The sequence below is a fragment of the Peribacillus simplex genome (assembly GCF_030123325.1).
Lineage (GTDB): Bacteria > Bacillota > Bacilli > Bacillales > DSM-1321 > Peribacillus > Peribacillus simplex_D.
This window is the reverse complement of the sequence record NZ_CP126106.1, coordinates 4525850-4545216: the sequence shown is the minus strand read 5'-3', so window position 1 is coordinate 4545216 and position 19367 is coordinate 4525850. Positions and strand designations below refer to the sequence as shown.

Sequence of the window (19367 nt, the reverse complement as noted above, 5' to 3'; positions counted from 1 at the left end):
AAAAATCACTCTCGTATAGGGTATTGTTGATTCTCTAGAAGAATAAAGGGGCAGGGTAGTTGAAGTAAGATGGGCGTGAACAACTTTCTTGAGACAATTAGAATGAGATTGACGAAGGATATGTATTTGTTTTCAGAGGCATTTGTGAAGTTGAATAACTCATCTTTTGGGAACTAAAAAAAGTACTTTGATCAAGTACGTCATCAAAGTACTTTCCATTTAACAAACTACCAATTACCACAACAGTCATCATCGCAGCGGTTCTTCTTCCAACAATCGTGGTGTTGGTCCTCATCGCAATGTTTTTTCTTCTTGCAACAATCATGATGTTCATCATCGCAGCATTTTTTCTTCTTCCAACAATCATGATGTTCATCATCGCAGCATTTTTTCTTCTTCCAACAATCGTGGTGTTGGTCCTCATCGCAGCATTTTTTCTTTTTCCAACAATCATGATGTTCATTATCGCAGTATTTTTTCTTCTTGCAACAATCATGATGTTCATTATCGCAGTGTTTTTTCTTCTTGCAACAATCATGATGTTCATTATCGCAGTGTTTTTTCTTCTTGCAACAATCATGATGTTCATTATCGCAGTGTTTTTTCTTCTTGCAACAATCATGATGTTCATTATCGCAGTGTTTTTTCTTCTTGCAACAATCATGATGTTCATTATCGCAGTGTTTTTTCTTTTTCCAACAATCATGATGTTCATTATCGCAGTGTTTTTTCTTCTTGCAACAATCATGATGTTCATTATCGCAGCGTTTTTTCTTCTTGCAACAATCATGATGTTCATTATCGCAGCGTTTTTTCTTCTTGCAACAATCGTGCTGTTCATTATCGCAGCATTTTTTCTTCCACCAATCATGGTGATGGTCCTCATCGCAGCATTCTTTCTTACACCAATCATGGTGATGGTCCTCATCACAGCATTTTTTCTTCCACCAATCGTGGTGATGTTCATTATCGCAGTGATTTTTCTTCCAACAATCCTCGTGATAAGACATTGAAATGTCACTCCTTTCTACCCTATAAATAAAGGCAAAGCCTTCTCGATTTAGAGAGGGCTTTGCTAGTCAAGATTAAAAATTACTCAACACAGTCATTTACGGAGCAGCAAGAGTATTAGTTGTTGGAGTAGTTGTAGTTTCACAACGACGTTCATTTACGTCGCAAATACCACCGTGTTTATCTACAATAACTGGTCGAACAACTGTAATTGTAGTACGTAGTACAATCTTGACTAAAATGGCATTGGCAGTAACAAGGCCCGTTGTGCCGATGACTGGAACGCCTGGTTGGGCAAAGATTCCTTCTACTACTAATGGGGGTTCTATTACTGTATCCTCAGGGCAGGCACCTGGAAAATCTGTATGCTCCTGGAATGGTAAACTCGTTGTAAGTGTGGCTGTTGCAGGTGTTGTTGATCCTGGTGGCGTAAATGTTACCACAATAGTTACAGGAATAAGCCCGATGTTAACGACTTTGTCCCTAATGATTGTCGTGTTACGTGTAACACCAGCTAGATTCGGTGTAACAGCTACCGAAACAATAGTGGATCCTGCTGGAATTGCAGGAGTAAACGCGGTAAAAGGAAATGTTGCTTCTGCAACCTTTTGTACCGCTTTTGAGCCTACAACTGAATTAACTAGGACACAGTCGCTGTTTAATGGTGCAGCAAGTTGGCGAGCTGGAGCTGTAAAATTGCAATCGCAAGCAGAAACGTCGTCAGACTTACAAACCTTACATGGCTTTTTAGATTTTGAATGACGATCAAATCTTGAATCACTCCCAAAACCCCAGTCTCTGTCGGAACATGCAGAACCCCAGTTGCTGTGCATCGGATTATTCATACCGAAATTTCCCACAAAATCACAATCCTTTCTTGTAACTCTTTTTTTTTCGAAAATAAAATGGAGTGTAGTATCGAACCGTACTAAAGCACTGCCAAAAGTATTTTCGTAGTAGTTACAAAATATAGTATTAATAAATTAAGGCAATTGCTTGGACATGTTACCTATTTTTCTGGACAAACCGTAAATATTTATAGGTACATAATGTAGGTTTTGAGGAAGTATGGGACGAGGTAAAGAAATGGATGAATCCAAAAGGGAGGCAAAAAGATAAACATTGAAAAGCGGTGCCTACGAAAATACTGATAAACGCAAAAAGGGCTCCTTTGCTCGACTTTTCGGAAAGTGAACAAGAAGTCCTACGCTCTTTTTAAGGCGTCTAAACGAAGTTTCGTTTATCTATGAGGGTTATAGTGGGAACCTCAACGGTTAACTAATATTGTTAAAAAACAGGAGTGTGCCAAGGTGCGTTTTACCGTTTTTCTAATCCGGCTGATTGGTCACGGATCAAATCTCTTTCAGCGATTTGAAAAGAACGGATGTTCTAAATCAGAATATAAAATTATATCTTTTTTTTAAAATCAGCTCTGATATATATTGTTGTTTCTCTTGAAGAACTAAATAGCCAGGGTAGCAAGACAGCCGTAGTGTTATCGAACTACGCAAGAAACATATGCTATAATTATACAAAAAAGGATAAAATTATTTTGAATCCTTAATGAAATGTGCTTTACTTCAATAGTGGAGTTTGATCGGCTGCCTTTTTCTAATGCAACGAACGGCGGAGGATAGTTTGAGAAGCTTATATACGTTCTGTATAGTATACAAAAAAGATAGGGGCGGAGTTCATTGGGTTTCAATACCGGTGATATAGTATATCAACTTATCATATTTATTTTGTTGTTCGGTATCATTTTTGCTGTTTACTTTTTTGTTCGGTCTCTCCTTACAAGGTCAAACAAATCCAATAGCATAGAACAAAAACTTGATAGAGTAATTGAACTGCTTGAAAAGGATAGAAGAGATTAATTTCTTTTATCCTTTTCATTTTTTTGTTCTTACACAGTTTATGTCACTCTAAAGTAAGTTTTATAGAACTAAACTGGGCAGGTTAGCTGAAGATCTGAGTTTCTTATGAAACTATCGGCGCAGGTCAGTCCAATAAGAAGCCGAACATACTTTAGTGATTTCATCTAGTGCAAAAAAGATTATGGAGCAAATGACAGCAAAGATAAAGAAACCTCCTGGGTCAATAAAGTATGTTGCCAATCCAAAACCAATATGTATTAATCCAGATAACCAGAAACGAATATTGAAATACCTCATTGATGTAAATTCAGCAATTAGTGATACTGGTAAGCCATAAAGGAAATTTCCAATCAAAGTAGCTACCCCTGTTCCTTCTTACGCTGGTTCATGGATCCTTGATATTGTTGAACGAGATAATTGGATTCCTAAATGGTCTAAGTGGGGTTGATAAAAAGTTTCCGGAGATTTTTGTGTCATTATCCTAATTGGAACATAAGTTGAATTAACCCATTTAATTTCTTCCTCCTAAAACGAATAAGGAGATGTTTCTATTGTCAAATTGTGGTCATGAATCAAGTAGTTGTAATGATATTGGTGGATTTGGTGGCGGCTTCGCTTTTATAGTCGTTTTGTTTATACTCTTAATCATCGTTGGAGCGGCTTGTTTCGGCGGTGGCGGAGATTGCAGCCCCGTACAAGGATATGGCGGTTTCTGCTAAAAGTAGTAATTAAAAAAAGCCGACCTTTATTGGTCGGCTTCTCTTATGACTAATTTATTCTCGTACTAATTTATCGCGTAGTAAGCTTAATGACTGAATCGATAATTTCATCCCAATCTTCACTATGAATCTCATGCCCTGATCCATCAAGAGTCACTAATTCTGCATGAGGGATGGCTTTTGCAAGAGCAAGCCCGTGCTCGTATGGCAAGGCTGGATCTTCTGTGCCATGAATAATGAGGACGGGTACGGATATCTCACCCATTCTATCATAATATTCGTCTCCGCCAGCAAGCAAGGCATGATTAAATCTGCTCGGCAGATGTTTGGCGCGGTCCGCCTCTCTTTTTGCCAGTTTATACATTCTTTCCTGCTCATAAGGTTTGGAGCCGGCTAAAGTTTTCCACCCATCCGCAAGATAAGCGATGGCCGCCTCCCGATTTGACCAATCCATGGAAGCGCTCTTCGCATGATAATCCAATATGCTTTGGTCCATTGGAGGCAGTTTTTCCATTACAGTCCCGAACACACTTGATGCTATTAGCGTAAGCGTAGTTACGCGTTCCGGATATCTTAATGCAAGAATCTGGCCGATCAAACCGCCTAGGGACATCCCGACGATAGAAGCGTGTTCTATGGAATAAGCGTCCAGGACACCCGCGGCGTCGTCAGCCATGTCCGTTATTGTATAGTTGGAGGTACCGGGTTCATAACTGACCGATCGTCCCAGATCCCGATGATCGTACCGAATGACAAATCTCCCCGAATCAGCGAGGCGGAGACAGAAGTCATCATCCCACCAGTCTAATGAAGACATCGCTCCCATGATCAAAAGCACAGCAGGGTCCTTTGGGTTTCCAAAACTTTCTGTACATATATCCACTTTATTTATTTTCAGTATCTGTTCACTCATGTTTTTTACCTCCGTATTAATTATTATCCAATAGCCGTTACCATGGCGCAGATCAATAAATTCTTTCCGGAGCATGATGATTGGCCTGCGCTTTTAATTATCGCAGTCTAACCCACTTAATAATCATGACGAGGCCTCCTTTTTATTTGTAAAATGGGAAAGGTCCCTATATTACTGTAACATGAGCGAGTTCTTTGTACCACCAAATTTTTCCACAATTCATGAAGACAGAAAAACCCCGAATACAGAGCACCTTTTTTGGTGTCATTTATCCGGGGTTCATTGCAGATGCATTTTTCATTTATTGAGCTGTATATCCGCCATCTAACACGACTGCCTGGCCTGTGATGCCCCGTGCTTTGTCGCTAGCGAGGAAAATGGCGTAGTCGGCAATTTCACTTACATCGAGTAAGCGGTTTTGTGGGACAAGTGGATAGATGACCTCTTCCAAAACGCTTTCTAGAGGCACTTGTCTTGTTTTCGCCAGATCCTCCAGTTGTCCGCGGACGAGTGGTGTATCTACGTATCCTGGGCAAAGGGCATTGACGGTAATGCCAAAAGAGGCGCTTTCCAAGGCGGCGACTTTCGTTAATCCGATTACACCGTGTTTGGCACTATTGTACGCTGCTTTGTTGGCAAATCCAATCAGGCCGTTAATGGAAGAGATATTGATGATTCTGCCGAAGCCTTGTTCTTTCATGATCGGCAAAACATTCTTGATTGAAATGAATGGCGCGGTCAGCATGATTTTGATCATCAGCTCGAATTTTTCAGTTGGAAACTCCTCGATTGGAGCAACATGCTGAAGGCCGGCGTTATTGATGAAAATATCTATTCGTCCGTATTTGTCTTTAGCTTGTTTGATTAGCTGGATGATATCCTCTTCACTTGTTACGTCCGCTTTTAAGCCGATAACTTCCAAGCCTTGATTCCTTAGGTCCAATGCAGCTTTTTCCACTGTGTTTTGATCAAGGTCGGACAAAACGACCTTTGCGCCATTTTCAGCGAATATCTTTCCAATCTCAAAACCGATTCCTCTAGCGGATCCGGTAATGATCGCCACTTTATCTTTAACCATATTACATTCCTCCAATAAAAAATGTAATGGTCCAGGTCTGTCATTTTATGTCGTACATAGGGAATATTTCACAAGGTAAACTCCATTGGAAATATAAAGGGAAGGTTATAAAAATATGGTTTAGGTTAATGAGTAAGAGTCTATCATGATTTTCAAGATAAAAAAAGAATTTTATTTCCACCCTATCTTTGGCATAAATATTGCATAGATAAAAAGATGAGTAAATAAAGGTAATGGAAAACGGAAAGGGGAAGCTGGATGATTAAAAAAATAGCCATTATCGGTTCAGGCGTAATGGGGAGCGGGATCGCTCAGTCTTTTGCAGTTAACGGGTATTTCGTCACCATTAACGATATAAAGGAAGAGTTGCTACACCATGCCCGAAATCGAATTTCTGAGAATCTATCACTGCTCATTGAGGAAGGGGCCTTGACTGATCAGGAAAAGCAAGCTGCTTTAGCGAATATTACGTATAGCGTAGATTTGGAAGGGGCTGTAAGGGATGCTGACTTTATCATTGAGGCGATTCCGGAAGTCATCGAGCTGAAGTTGAATCTATATCAGCAAATGGAGGAAATGATCAAACCGGATGCCATTGTTGCTTCCAATACCTCGACCTTTCCGATCTCTCAATTGAAGGAGAAGGCCTCGTTTGCGGACAGAATGGTCATCACGCATTTCTTTAATCCTGGCCATTTGGTTCCGTTGGTTGAAATTGTTCAGCATGACGAAACAAAGCCCGAAATCGTCAAGGCAACAATGGATTTAATGCGTAAAATCGGCAAGTCTCCGATTCTCTTGAAAAAAGAGATAGCGGGATTCATCGCCAATCGTCTCCAGACTGCCTTGATGCGGGAAGCCTTTTATCTATTGAAAGAGGGCGTTGCCGATGCTAAGGATATCGATACGGCGATTACGGCTGGACCTGGTTTTCGCTGGGCATTTACTGGACCGATCGAGATTGCTGATTTTGGCGGACTGGATACATGGCAGCGCGTTTTTGATAATGTTGCACCGGTATTGGATCAAGGTAAGGAGGCCCCTGATTTGATTCGTGATTTGGTGGCTAAGGGAAAACTTGGGACGAAGTCGGGAGAAGGGATTTTTACGTATGAAGGATCTGCCGTTTCTCAGAAGATCAATGAGAGGGACCGTAATTTTATTAAACTGGGAAAATTAAAAATGGAGAAGGAGGAAGTATGATGAGAGAAGTAGTGATTGTAGGGGCAGCAAGAACACCAGTTGGTGCGTTTGGAGGCAGTCTTGCCAATGTGTCGGCGGTTGACTTGGGAGTTGTGGCCGCCAAGGAAGCGATTAAGCGGGCAAATATCTCGACTGACATGATCGATGAGGTATTGGTAGGGAATATTCTATCTGCTGGATTAGGGCAAAATGTGGCACGTCAGGTTGCGATTCATGCAGGGATTCCGGAAACGACGCCGGCCATGGCCATTAATAAACTTTGCGGATCTGGCCTCCGTACGGTAATAATGGGAGCGCAATTCATTGCCCTTGGTGATGCTGATGTGATTCTTGCCGGGGGAATTGAAAGCATGAGCAATGCTCCATATTTACTTCCAAATTATCGTTTTGGACAGAAAATGGGGAATGCCGAAGCAGTCGATTCCATGACATATGACGCCTTGACGGATGTTTTTAATCAATATCATATGGGCGTGACTGCGGAGAATATCGCCGAGCAGTGGGAAATCAGCCGTGAAAAGCAGGATGAATTTGCTTTAGAGAGCCAACTGAAGGCTGAGAAGGCACAGCTTGAAGGACGATTTGCAGATGAAATCGTACCGGTTGAATATAAACGCAGAGGAAAGACGGTCTTGGTGGACCAAGATGAACACCCGCGTCATGGGCTGACGATCGACCAGCTAGCGAAGCTGCGTCCTGCTTTTAAGGAAAATGGAACGGTTACGGCAGGAAATGCATCCGGAATCAATGATGGGGGTGCGATGTTAGTCCTGATGTCTAAAGAAAAAGCGGACGGGCTGGGACTGGAAGCATTAGCGACAATTAAGTCATATGCAAACGCTGCGCTTGATCCGAAAATCATGGGATACGGTCCTGTGCCTGCGACAAGGAAGGCTTTGGCAAAGGCGGGATTGACAATAGATGATCTTGATTTGATGGAAGTGAATGAAGCCTTTGCGGCACAATCACTCGCCGTGCTTAAAGACCTTGAACTGAATCCGGAGAAAGTGAATGTAAATGGCGGTGCGATAGCTCTTGGTCATCCGGTAGGTGCTTCCGGTGCCCGCATCTTAGTGACTTTATTGTATGAAATGAAGCGAAGGGATGCAAAAACCGGCCTTGCCACATTATGTATCGGTGGCGGACAGGGAACTGCGCTGATTGTGGAACGGTAATGACTTGGCCACATTTTCCTATGATATAATGGAGGAAACTTCAGACGGGTTAAGGAGAATAGGAATGGCCAGCGATAATAAAACTATTCAATTGGAATTAGTGAAAGCGATATTGGAAGAATTGCCTTTTGGTGTTTTGGTAACGAAAAACGAAACAGAAATCGTTCTCTGCAATCGCGTATTATCCGAGGCTTTTGCTGAGAATGAATTTGATCTGCAGATAAATTTGATTATTGAAAAAAATCTTGTACCAGCTGTAAATACTCCGATCCGTTTGAATGATAATAATGGAATCGTCAGAAAAACCAACATTGAACTGGGTGATGAGGAGTATCAGATTTATCTCCTATTATTTACAAATAATAAAAGTGATTTTCTTAATATCGATAATCATGAAGAACTTCTGTTTAAGGATATTATCGAATTTGCCTATGACGGCTTGGTGATGGTCGATACGGAAGGGTATGTCCAAATGCTGAGCCACGCTTATGCGGACTTTCTTGGCGTCGATCAGGAAAGCTCCATAGGGAAACATGTAACGGAGGTCATTGAAAACACCCGTATGCATGTGGTCGCCAAAACTGGCAAGCAAGAGGTCGCTGAATTACAAAAAATTAAAGATAATTATATAATTGCGACCCGCTCCCCGATAAGGAAGCAAGGAAAATTAATAGGGGCGGTCGGTAAGATTCTTTTTAAGAATGTCGGGCAATTTACCGCTCTTTCCAAGCGGATAAATTCACTTGAAGTAGAGCTGAAAAAGTACAAAGGCGATTTTCGCGAGAGAAATAAAGCCTCATATACGTTTGATCATTTGATGGGAAGAAGTCCTGCTTTCATGGAAGTGAAAGGTCAAGCCAAAATTGCCGCTAAAAGCGACTCGAATGTGTTGATTTTGGGCGAAAGCGGAACAGGTAAGGAGCTGTTTGCTCATTCCATTCATAGTGAAAGCAGAAGGGCCATGGGTGTCTTTGTCAAAGTGAACTGTGCCGCCATCCCGGCAGAGCTGCTGGAGTCTGAGCTATTTGGCTATGAAGAGGGTTCTTTCACTGGTGCAAAAAAAGGCGGAAAAGCAGGTAAGTTCGAAGCGGCTGAAGGCGGAACGATTTTTCTCGATGAAATCGGTGAGCTGCCATTGCATATGCAGGTTAAGCTGCTCCGTGTTTTACAAGAAAAAGAGATCGAGAGGGTCGGTTCGACGGGAAGCATTCCGATTGATGTACGGGTAATCGCTGCAACGAACCGTAATCTGGAGGAAATGGTCTCGAAAGGGGAATTCCGACTTGATATGTATTACCGATTGAAGGTCTTGCAAATCCAGGTTCCTTCCTTAAGAGAGCGACCGGAAGACATTGAAATACTGGTAAATCATTTTGTTGAAAAGTACCAGAACCTCATGAAAAAACGCTTAACGGGGATGAGTGAACAAGCTTTACGGCTGTTGCGACTTTATAAATGGCCAGGTAATATCCGTGAGTTGGAGAATATCATTGAACGAGCAATGAATATTGTTGAAGAAGGGGAAATGATACGTTCCAAGCATCTCCCTAAAGAAATAACGGGTCATAAAGAATCCATATCGATCCGCACTTTAGCTGAAGTAATGGACGAAACCGAACGGGCTGCAATCGTTTCATGTTTGGAAATGACTTCTGGTAATAAATCGGAAACGGCAAAGAGACTCGGAGTGAGCCGAACAACACTGTATGAAAAAATGAATAAATATGGTTTATGACTGTAGAAATTGTCCTTTTGCGAAGGGTACTTTCTAAATTTTAAAAATAGTAGATTTGGTGGAAAGCGAGTGCCTGAAGAGGAAATCAGCGATCAAATTGTACAAACTCACAAAAAAACTGTTGGCAAACAATGATTATCTAGTTTGCAGACAAAAGTAGCTCTATCTTTTAAAACAAAGTTGATTGGAGTGGAAAGCGAGTGCCTGGAGAGGAAATCAACGATCAAATTGTACGAACCGTAAAAAAACTATAGACCAACTCGATTTTCATTGAGTATGTATACAGTCTGAAGTGCCCTTTAGCCCAAGGGCACTTTTTTTATACTTATTAACCACCTCCCAAGAATTTTTCCCCAGCAAATATTTGAGTGTGTTAGAAAATCCGTACAAAAAATGAAAGGAAATATAAATGGTGTAAGAAAAGGCTTACACTTTTTTGAAGTTTATACTTATGTGTACTGAAACCTTGACAGTTTTAAGGGATTTTATTTATAAAAAGGGAAATAAAATGTTGGAAAAGGCTTTAAAAGATGTGATTTTTCATTGAACTTAAGTTGGCACAATAATTGCATAATTACTTTGGTGAATGGCCTATCTGTCATTTTATATTGTGTTTCCACGTAAAATGAAAGGGGATTTCGTGATTCAACAGATTGTTGAAAGCGTTCTCAAAAAATGGAAACCACTTAGGAAGATCATTCAGCCTGACTTGGGGAAGGCAGGCCTGGATGGCAAAAGCGGAAAAATTGAAAATATGGAATTTAGGAGATTACTAGTTCTGCTTAAGGGCTTCCGAAATTACTTTGGGGCAAGGGGAGAAAAGGGGGAATTGAGTTGGTGATTCAAATTTTAGCCATCGTTGTGGCGCTGGGACTTTTAATCTTTTTAGCCTACCGGGGCTATCCGGTCATTATCATAGCGCCGATCGTTACTTTATTGGCGGTCATTTTATCCGGTGGACATTTGCTGCCGAGTTATACAGAGACATATATGACGTTTGCGGCTAACTATATTAAAGCGTTTTTTCCGATATTCTTATTAGGAGCCGTATTTGGAAAAGTCATGGAAATGAGCGGTGCAGCAGCATCCATTGCCAAGACCATCGTAAAGTCACTAGGCTCAAAGCAAGCTATTCTTGCCGTGGTGCTGGCGTGTTCGGCGCTGACATATGGCGGGGTTTCATTGTTTGTAGTGGCATTCGCCGTTTATCCATTTGCAGCGGCAATTTTTAAAGAAGCAGACATTCCAAAAAGATTATTGCCAGGAACGATAGCATTAGGCGCCTTCACTTATACGATGGATGCCCTTCCTGGAACACCTCAGATTCAAAATATCATTCCAACGAATTATTTCGGAACTGATACCTATGCGGCTCCAATAATGGGGATTATTGGCGCGATCATGGTATTCACTGGGGGAATGCTCTGGTTGGAGCGTCGCCGTAAACAAGCGTTGGCAAATGGTGAAGGCTACGGGGAAGGACATATTAATGAACCAGAAAGTGCAGAACAGCAAAACCTGCCTAATTTTTGGCTGTCCATCGTACCGCTCATCCTTGTCGTAGCGTTTAATTTTGCTTTCAGCCGGAGTGCCATTTCGGTTAAGCACTGGTATGATGCATCGATGTTGAAGGAAACTTTCAACATTGCCGATGTAAGCACAGTCACTTCATCCTGGTCTTTGATTGTTGCATTGTCAATCGGCATTATTGCAGCGATGCTTCTGAATGTTGGACGTATCAAGGTCAAATTGGCCAGTGGATTAACGGCTGCGGCAATGGGATCATTGCTTGCCATATTCAATACTGCATCTGAAGTTGGTTTTGGGAATGTGGTGAAAACGCTGCCTGGATTCTCGGTCATTCAAAACTGGGTGTTCAATGCAAGCGGCAATCCACTCGTATCCGAAGCTATCGCCGTCAATGTGCTGGCAGGGATTACCGGATCCGCGTCAGGTGGACTTTCGATTGCGTTAGAAGTAATGGGAAATCACTATTTGCAGGTGGCCCAAAGTGTCGGAATCACCCCGGAAATGCTTCATCGAATTGCATCCATGGCATCTGGCGGAATGGATACGCTGCCGCATAATGGTGCCGTCATCACCTTGCTTGCCATTACTGGACTAACACATCGTCAATCTTACAAGGATATCTTTGCGATTACGGTTTTGAAAACAGTGACCGTGTTCATCATAGCTTTTGCAACTTCACTGTTTATTTAATAGAATAGTATTAAGAATGGAGATGATGGAAAATGAGTAAATTATTAACATCTTTTGATAGCGCTATTCAACAAATCGAGGATGGGGCAACCATTATCGTTGGCGGATTCGGATTAAGCGGAATACCAGAAAAACTGATCATTGCTTTGCGTAACAAAGGTGTAAAGGATTTGACGATTGTCAGCAACAATTGTGGAGTCGACGATTGGGGTCTAGGTCTTTTGCTTGAAAATAAGCAAATCAAAAAAATGATCGCTTCTTATGTAGGGGAAAATAAGTTATTTGAACAGCAATTTTTAAGTGGCGAGCTGGAGGTCGAACTAGTTCCCCAAGGAACGCTGGCCGAGCGTTTAAGAGCGGGCGGAGCGGGAATTCCTGCCTTTTATACAGCTACAGGAGTAGGGACGGAAGTCGCGAAAGGTAAAGAACATAAAGAGTTTGATGGCCGCACATACATTATGGAAAAAGGAATAGTCGGAGATTTTGCCTTTGTAAAAGCCTGGAAAGCAGATCATTTCGGTAATCTTGTATATCGGAAAACGGCAAGGAATTTTAACCCTGTCGTTGCCACAGCAGGGAAAGTCACGCTTGTCGAAGTGGAGGAGCTTGTGGGCACAGGAGAACTCGATCCAGATGAAATTCATACTTCAGGGGTTTATGTACAGAAAGTGCTTGTAGGAAATGACTATGAAAAACGAATTGAAAGACTTACAACTGCTAACGCATAAAAAGGAGGAGTATTCGAATGACGAGACAACTAATTTTAGAACGGGCCGTTAAAGAAATCCAAGATGGTATGTGTGTAAATTTAGGGATTGGAATGCCGACCTTGATTGCCAACATGATTCCAAATGACTTTAATGTCATGCTTCAATCGGAAAATGGCTTACTGGGAATCGGGCCGTATCCAAAAAAGGATGAAGTCGATCCGGATTTGATTAATGCAGGAAAAGAAACAGTAACGGCAAAATCAGGGGCATCATTTTTTGATAGCGCTGAATCATTCGCGATGATTCGCGGCGGCCATATCGACCTGGCCATTTTAGGCGGGATGGAAGTTTCCGAGAATGGGGACTTGGCAAACTGGATGATTCCAGGGAAGATGGTAAAAGGAATGGGAGGTGCGATGGATCTCGTCCAAGGCGCAAAACGAATTGTTGTCATTATGGACCATGTGAACAAGCATGGGGAATCCAAAGTGAAAAAGAGCTGTACATTGCCATTGACGGGGGAAAAGGTCGTCCATTGCCTGATTACCGAACTGGCTGTTTTTCAATTTACAGAAGCTGGAATGGAATTGATTGAATTGCAAAATGGCATAACACTTGATGAAGTGAAAAGTAAAACAGAGGCAGACTTTACAATAAGCCCCTCTATTGAAATTAGGGCGTAAGTTTAAAGAGATTAATAAAAAAATTCATTAATAGACTACTTCCGTTCGCCCGTTTGCGAATGGAAGTAGTCTAATTTTTTTGGGTAAATTCCCTTTCTAATGTGAAGGAACAACAGGCTTTTTCACCCTCATTTATCAATCTTGGAAAGATGATATATTCAAAAAAAACTGGAAATTCGCGACACTCCCGCCGAATATCTGGCTAGACACAGACGCTTGCTTTGATGAGGCTTGGCAGGCAGTCGGCGGAAAGGGAGCGGATTTCTGAAATCAGCTGGAACGTTTGTTAAATAACATATTACTTCCATTCTCTAATAAATGAGAACAAACTTTTCCAACCATGCTACTTTTCCATTAAAAAGGCTTATATAAAGCCTGATGGGAATTTAAAAGGAGGGATTACATTGACGGTAGCATTACGAACATTATTGGATCGATCATTGAAAAAGATGGGCAAAGGGATGAATCCTGTGGTGAAGGCATCAGCATTGGAAATGGTGGAACGTGCTTATACTGAAAGAATCACTGTACTGATAAGTGCAGGCCATCGCTCTTTGGAAGAACAAGCTGCGCTTTATGGTCAAGGACGAGTTTACAGCTACAATGGAAAAAACTATAGCAATCTAGCTAAACCTATTGTGACGAACGCTAAACCAGGGCAATCTTATCATAATTATGGACTGGCCATTGATTTCTTCATTGTGAGTGATGATGGCAAGGTGGCAGTATGGACAGTTGATTCAAAGTGGCAGCGCGTGGCTGCCATAGGTAAGGGTTTAGGATTTAAATGGGGCGGGGATTGGAGTTCATTCAAGGATTATCCCCACTTGGAGATGACAGGCGGGTTATCTTTTACACAGTTACAAGCAGGAAAAGAACCTCACCTTACCATCAAACTAGAAAAAATGGAAATGCCGAAGACCGGCAAAGGAGATGGTCATATCATTTCGATACAAAAAACGTTAAATAGCCGATATAAAACGAATATTGAGGCTGATGGGTTTTATGGTCCAAAAACTCGATCGGCCCTAATCAAAGGTTTACAAACGGAGCTGAATAAGCAATACAATAAAAAACTAATTGTCGATGGAAAATGGGGACCTAAAACCAAGACAGCAACCGTCACCTTAAAAAAAGGAGCTGCTGGCAATATCACATGGATCCTGCAAGCAGCGCTATATATGGAAGGATTTAATCCCGGGCCACTTGACGGAGATTTCGGGGGACAAACCGAAGCGGCATTATTTCAATACCAAAAGGCAAGCAAGATTTCCGCTGATAAGCTTGCAGGTCAAGAAACATGGAATGAATTGCTTGCTTGATAGAAAAACCATACGTTTGCAGAAAGAATAGCTGTGGCAAGAGCGCACCAACTACCTTTTCCTCATTATTTATACTTCCCCTTAAATAGTAATGATGGATTGCAAAGTTCTTAATATTCCTTTAGAGTACGTACCTGTCGCTATTTTAGTATGAGCTTCCTTCGCTTCTTGAGTTGCATTCCCTACCAGGTAACCATGTTTAACACTTTTTAACATGAGCAGATCATTGCCGCTATCCCCGAATGCAAAGGCATGCTCCAGACTTAGCCCGTATTTGTCTAGCATAAAACGTACAATCTCATTTTTTCCAGTACCTAATGGAATAAAGTCTATATCATAACTATCTTCAGGATCGCCGGCAAGGGGATTGCAACGATTGATATTTACCCCTATCCCGTACTCTTTGGCCACCCTCTGGATGGTGGCTAAGTTCTTCTTGTCGACGGATTCATGCTGTATTTGATAATAATAATTTTTTTTATAGCGTGAACTTCCCATTTGAGTCTGAGGAATCAATTGTATATTGCCGTTATGTAGAACATTATAAATTTCATCGACTTTCCTTTTATTAAATTCTTCGATATTAATCCGTGAATGCCAATCTGGATCATTTACCAAAAAATTATTTTCTGAGAAATAGGTGATTTCGGTACCTAAGTCACTGGCAATAAAATGGGGGAAAAATCTGAACCTACCTTGTTCCATTTTATGTAATATTGATTCGATACTACTCCCAGTGACCCAGCCAAAGACAAGTTCTTCATCATTACTCTTTGCCTCTAAGTAATTTTCAAGTTCAAATAAATCTTTCTGTCTCTCGTGATTCATGGAGTGAGGATAATAGGTTTCATCAAAATCACAGAATACAATGTATTTTGGGTCTTCAACATTTGGCAATAACTGAAACCCGCCCTTTTTATTCAATAACATAACAATCCCTCCATTAGCTTCAATAACTTTTTAAAAATACAACTCAGAAAAATTTTGTTAATATATTAGGAACGGTTTTATAATAACTTCTGAAATCGATAACATGTCAACCACTTATTACAAGGATGGGATTAAATGACGAGAATTAGCGAGATAGCCAAGATATGTAATGTCTCTAAAACAACGATATCTAGAGTCTTAAATAATCACCCATATGTATCAAAAGAAAAAAGGGAACAAATCTTAAAGGTCATGGAAGAGCTTGATTATGCACCAAGTTCACTTGCTCGGAATTTCAGGACGAATAAAACCAAAACCATTGCAATATCAGTACCAAGATTCGACCATCCATTCTTTGCTCAATTGGTTAAAGGAGTATCTCTAGCAGCATTGGAAAATGATTATAAAGTTCTTATTTATCAAACCTTTTATAATTCGAAAAATGAATTAGATGTTATGGGGAAATTAAAGAATAGAGAAGTAGATGGGGTTATTTTAGGAGCGTTAGAAAATGAATGGAATGTAATAAAGCCTTATTTGAAATACGGCCCAATTTTACTGTGTAATGAATACCATCATTCCGCCTCCATACCAATTATTGGTTATGATGAATTCGAAGCGACATACAAAGCGGTTAATCATTTAATAAAAAAAGGCCATAGGAAGATAGGTTTTTGCTACGATACTTCTTATAGTCAGGCACAGGGTCAAAGAAAAGAGGGATTTATAAAAGCGTTAGCGGATAATAATTTACTACATAATGAAGATTGGATATTTGGACATGGATTTAATATTGAAGATGGGTTCCGTATTTGTGATGAAATATTAAAATTAAAAGAAAAACCTACTGCCTTATTTACTGGAAATGATCAGGTCGCAGCAGGCATTATTAAAAAGGCAACTACGTTGGGCTATAAAATACCGGAATGCCTAGCTATAGTTGGTTATGATAATCAATCTATTTGCCAAGTTACGACCCCCACCATAACCACAATCGATATACCGATTATGGAACTAGGACAACGCACTGTAATAGAAATGATAAAATATTTAAAAAATGATTTGGAATTAAAGCGAGACATTATTAAATTGCCTACCAAACTTAAAATCAGAGAATCGACCTAACCTTCATAAAGATATAAAACTTCCTATTCAGGTTCATTATCCTTGTATACAAAATAAAAGCGCTAAAGTAATTTAAATGGTGCGGAGTTCAGGAGTTCCAGTTATATGAATGATGGCGGATAGGATGCGAGCCGTCCGCCCCCCGGGAATAATTCGACTTTCCCGGGAAATAATTCACCTAAACCCGTCATAATTCGACTTACCCCGGAATAATCCTGCCTCCACAAATCCGCTATTCATCTAAAGAATTCATTCAAGTTCCAAGCACCAATCATTGCATTGCATGAAGCTCCCCGGCGGGTATTCGAATTCACATTCGGAGATGAGGTTGAATTTGAGCTTGCGGCAAATTGCGTTTGATGCAGGATTATTGATCGAAGGGAATGCATGAATGCTATTGTATTTTCGTTCGGCTTTGATTTTCTCTATCAGTGCCTTCACGGCATGAGAGGCGACTCCTTTTCCTTGAAAGGAAGGAAGGACGCTCCAACCGATTTCATACACAGATTCATCGTTCCACACTTTTTGCCAGTAGCCAACGGAACCGGCTGCCTCTGCCTCTGGAAACGTGTTGATGCTAAACATGCATCCCTTCTCCCCAATCTGCAGATACCGTTGATGGCGTTTCAGGATTTGTTCATTATTTTCTGGTCCGCCAAGATGTTCCATCATTTCTGGGGCATTTAGTTGAAACAGTAATTCCAGGTCTTTATCTTCCCACGGTTTAATTTCTATTTTCGTTTCTTTGCTTCGTTCTGAAATCCGACTCACCTCTAATTTTTATATTTTCTTTTATAATCTTCTTGACTTAATGCGAGATTCCTTCATATGACCTTATTATTCTATTGCTTTTGTGTTGAAGTTTGATTTTAATAAGAATAAAGAGATGAATGTTTCCCATTAAATGCTATAATTTACAGGTGATTCTATCAAATGGCAGAGAACGGAGATGAAGAAATGAAATCTTCAGTAAATCAGTTTTCCACTCAATTTGAATGGATATTGAATGTGATCAATGTGGGTGTCCATATTGTGAATAAAGATGGGGATACGGTTTTTTACAATGAAATGATGGCACATATCGACGGCCTTGATCGTGAACAGGTGCTGGGGGAGAATATTTTTCAGCTTTATCCTTCATTGACTGATGAATCCAGTACGCTGCATGTAGCGTTGGAAAAAGGCAATGAAACGATTGAGTCCATTCAAACATATGTCAATTTAAAGGAGAAAAAAATAACGTCTATCAATAGTACGTATCCTTTGTATGAGGATGGTGAAATTATTGGGGCAGTGGAAATCGCAAAGGATATTACGAAGGTCATGAATATGTACGACCAAATTGTCGATTTGCGTTCCCAGCTGGCCGAGACACATAAGAAAAGTAAGTTCTCTGAAGGGACGGCGACCTATCATTTTAGCGATTTGATTGGTAATAGCCCTGCTTTTCAGCAAGCGATTTCATTGGCGAAAAAAGCGGCCCGTACACATTCCCCAGTCATGATTTATGGGCCAACCGGGACAGGGAAGGAACTGGTCGCGCAAAGTATACATAATGTAAGTGCTCAGCGAAATCAGCCTTTCATCGCGCAGAACTGTGCAGCTGTTCCAAAGGAATTGATGGAGGGGCTGCTGTTCGGCACGACGAAAGGGGCTTTTACCGGAGCGATGGATCGCATGGGCATTTTTGAACAGGCAAATGGCGGAACTCTTTTCCTTGATGAGCTGAATAGCCTCGACCTCGGTCTGCAGGCAAAATTGCTGCGAGTGCTTCAGGAAGGTGAGGTGCGCCGTGTTGGCGGTTCGAAGGAGCAGAAGGTTAATGTGAAGATCATCGCTGCGATGAACATATCTCCAGAAGAGGCGTTGGAGCGGGGAATCATCCGCTCGGATTTATTTTTCCGCCTGAATGTCGTGACGGTCCAAATGCCTTCTCTTTTGGAGCGTAAAACGGATATTCCGGAAATCGTCAATCACTTTATTCAAAAGTTCAACAAATCATTTTTTACCGAAGTGCGCGGAATCAGTCAAAAGGCGATGCAGCGGCTTCTTCAATATCAATGGCCAGGGAACATTCGTGAACTGGGACATGCCATCGAGTTGACCTTTAACGTCATGGACGCAGGGGAAGATATGATTGATGAACACCATCTTCCTGCTTATCTTTTCCCTTCAGGAAATTATGCTGCGGCAAATGCGCAGAGCCATCCTTCCCCATTGAAAAACAAGATTGATTTACCTGTCGTTCTTGAAGAAATGGAAAGGGAAATGATCATCAATATGTTCGAGAAATATAACGGGAATATCAGCAAAACGGCAGAAGCCCTCAATATTAAAAGACAGGGGCTGCAATATAAGTTAAACAAGTACGGCATTGAAAAAGTATATACGGCAGGATCGAAGGAATCAAAGTGAATGCAGGTTTTTTCACTTTCTTGATCATGTGTAACTTGAAGAGGGCTCTTTTTTAAAGGGACCCTCTTTTTTTGATTTTTTGCTTGGTGCAAAGAATCTGGCTGCAAAAAATCATGCGTATTGAAAAATTTCTTGCGATTTTAAGCTCGGTTTTCCTCCTTTTGCTTATGTTTTCCTTGTTATTCATGTTGGCATCATTCTTGCGAGAGTATATATATAAGTTCTTATAATAAAGGGGGCATTATTAATGAATT

General features: G+C 41.0%; 18 protein-coding genes. 12 read left to right on the top strand and 6 right to left on the bottom strand.

The window, feature by feature from the left end; translation table 11 throughout:
* Nucleotides 1-97: 97 nt before the first annotated feature.
* Both QNH43_RS21585 and QNH43_RS21580 read right to left on the bottom strand, forming a co-directional pair.
* The gene (locus QNH43_RS21585) at nucleotides 98-1021 is read right to left on the bottom strand and encodes a hypothetical protein (RefSeq protein WP_283915608.1); all 924 of its coding nucleotides are present in this window, start codon (nucleotides 1019-1021) and stop codon (nucleotides 98-100) included.
* An 88-nt stretch (nucleotides 1022-1109) separates the two neighbouring features.
* A complete protein-coding gene (locus QNH43_RS21580; RefSeq protein WP_283915607.1) occupies nucleotides 1110-1856 on the bottom strand; it encodes a hypothetical protein in 747 nt (248 codons plus the stop codon).
* A gap of 849 nt (nucleotides 1857-2705) precedes the next feature.
* Here QNH43_RS21580 and QNH43_RS21575 point away from each other — a divergent pair.
* The gene (locus QNH43_RS21575) at nucleotides 2706-2885 is read left to right on the top strand and encodes a DUF4083 family protein (RefSeq protein WP_283915606.1); all 180 of its coding nucleotides are present in this window, start codon (nucleotides 2706-2708) and stop codon (nucleotides 2883-2885) included.
* A gap of 551 nt (nucleotides 2886-3436) precedes the next feature.
* Nucleotides 3437-3604 carry a YjcZ family sporulation protein gene (locus QNH43_RS21570; protein WP_283915605.1) on the top strand — a complete coding sequence of 56 codons (168 nt, stop codon included), beginning with the start codon at nucleotides 3437-3439 and terminating at the stop codon, nucleotides 3602-3604.
* Between the two features lie 70 nt (nucleotides 3605-3674).
* On the opposite strand, the gene QNH43_RS21565 is transcribed toward QNH43_RS21570, so the two are convergent.
* Together QNH43_RS21565 and QNH43_RS21560 are read right to left on the bottom strand one after the other, a co-directional pair.
* Nucleotides 3675-4517 carry a CBF family alpha/beta fold macrolide esterase gene (locus tag QNH43_RS21565; RefSeq protein WP_283915604.1) on the bottom strand — a complete coding sequence of 281 codons (843 nt, stop codon included), beginning with the start codon at nucleotides 4515-4517 and terminating at the stop codon, nucleotides 3675-3677.
* A gap of 301 nt (nucleotides 4518-4818) precedes the next feature.
* Nucleotides 4819-5595 (bottom strand): 3-hydroxybutyrate dehydrogenase, encoded by a 777-nt coding sequence (locus QNH43_RS21560; protein ID WP_283915603.1) that lies wholly within the window; start codon nucleotides 5593-5595, stop codon nucleotides 4819-4821.
* 258 nt (nucleotides 5596-5853) lie between these two features.
* Between QNH43_RS21560 and QNH43_RS21555 the strand changes: the two genes are divergently transcribed.
* From QNH43_RS21555 to QNH43_RS21520, 8 genes are all read left to right on the top strand, one after another.
* A complete protein-coding gene (locus tag QNH43_RS21555; protein ID WP_283915602.1) occupies nucleotides 5854-6798 on the top strand; it encodes a 3-hydroxyacyl-CoA dehydrogenase family protein in 945 nt (314 codons plus the stop codon).
* The gene (locus tag QNH43_RS21550) at nucleotides 6798-7973 is read left to right on the top strand and encodes an acetyl-CoA C-acetyltransferase (RefSeq protein WP_283915601.1); all 1176 of its coding nucleotides are present in this window, start codon (nucleotides 6798-6800) and stop codon (nucleotides 7971-7973) included. Before QNH43_RS21555 ends, QNH43_RS21550 begins: the two co-directional genes overlap by 1 nt.
* Before the next feature lie 64 nt (nucleotides 7974-8037).
* Nucleotides 8038-9708, top strand: a complete 1671-nt coding sequence (locus QNH43_RS21545) for a sigma-54 interaction domain-containing protein (RefSeq protein ID WP_283915600.1) — start codon at nucleotides 8038-8040, stop codon at nucleotides 9706-9708.
* A gap of 640 nt (nucleotides 9709-10348) precedes the next feature.
* Nucleotides 10349-10549: a hypothetical protein gene (locus QNH43_RS21540; protein ID WP_283915599.1), complete on the top strand. Its 201-nt coding sequence runs from the start codon at nucleotides 10349-10351 to the stop codon at nucleotides 10547-10549.
* Nucleotides 10543-11928, top strand: a complete 1386-nt coding sequence (locus QNH43_RS21535; RefSeq protein ID WP_283915598.1) for a GntP family permease — start codon at nucleotides 10543-10545, stop codon at nucleotides 11926-11928. The genes QNH43_RS21540 and QNH43_RS21535 overlap by 7 nt, the downstream gene beginning before the upstream one ends.
* A gap of 32 nt (nucleotides 11929-11960) precedes the next feature.
* Entirely contained in the window at nucleotides 11961-12656 is a 696-nt protein-coding gene (locus QNH43_RS21530) for a CoA transferase subunit A (RefSeq protein WP_034309718.1), read from the top strand.
* 17 nt (nucleotides 12657-12673) lie between these two features.
* Nucleotides 12674-13321 (top strand): 3-oxoacid CoA-transferase subunit B, encoded by a 648-nt coding sequence (locus tag QNH43_RS21525; RefSeq protein ID WP_179085981.1) that lies wholly within the window; start codon nucleotides 12674-12676, stop codon nucleotides 13319-13321.
* A gap of 404 nt (nucleotides 13322-13725) precedes the next feature.
* Complete coding sequence (locus QNH43_RS21520) at nucleotides 13726-14643, top strand: peptidoglycan-binding protein (protein WP_283915597.1); 918 nt, start codon at nucleotides 13726-13728, stop codon at nucleotides 14641-14643.
* A gap of 81 nt (nucleotides 14644-14724) precedes the next feature.
* Here the strand turns inward: QNH43_RS21520 and QNH43_RS21515 are convergent, their stop codons facing one another.
* Nucleotides 14725-15573: an HAD-IIB family hydrolase gene (locus QNH43_RS21515; RefSeq protein ID WP_283915596.1), complete on the bottom strand. Its 849-nt coding sequence runs from the start codon at nucleotides 15571-15573 to the stop codon at nucleotides 14725-14727.
* A gap of 135 nt (nucleotides 15574-15708) precedes the next feature.
* Between QNH43_RS21515 and QNH43_RS21510 the strand changes: the two genes are divergently transcribed.
* Entirely contained in the window at nucleotides 15709-16698 is a 990-nt protein-coding gene (locus tag QNH43_RS21510; protein ID WP_283915595.1) for a LacI family DNA-binding transcriptional regulator, read from the top strand.
* Between the two features lie 249 nt (nucleotides 16699-16947).
* On the opposite strand, the gene QNH43_RS21505 is transcribed toward QNH43_RS21510, so the two are convergent.
* Nucleotides 16948-17460: a GNAT family N-acetyltransferase gene (locus QNH43_RS21505; RefSeq protein WP_434060212.1), complete on the bottom strand. Its 513-nt coding sequence runs from the start codon at nucleotides 17458-17460 to the stop codon at nucleotides 16948-16950.
* 171 nt (nucleotides 17461-17631) lie between these two features.
* On the opposite strand from QNH43_RS21505, the gene QNH43_RS21500 reads away from it, so the two are divergent.
* Nucleotides 17632-19113: a sigma-54 interaction domain-containing protein gene (locus tag QNH43_RS21500; protein WP_283915593.1), complete on the top strand. Its 1482-nt coding sequence runs from the start codon at nucleotides 17632-17634 to the stop codon at nucleotides 19111-19113.
* The last annotated feature ends 254 nt before the right edge of the window (nucleotides 19114-19367 follow it).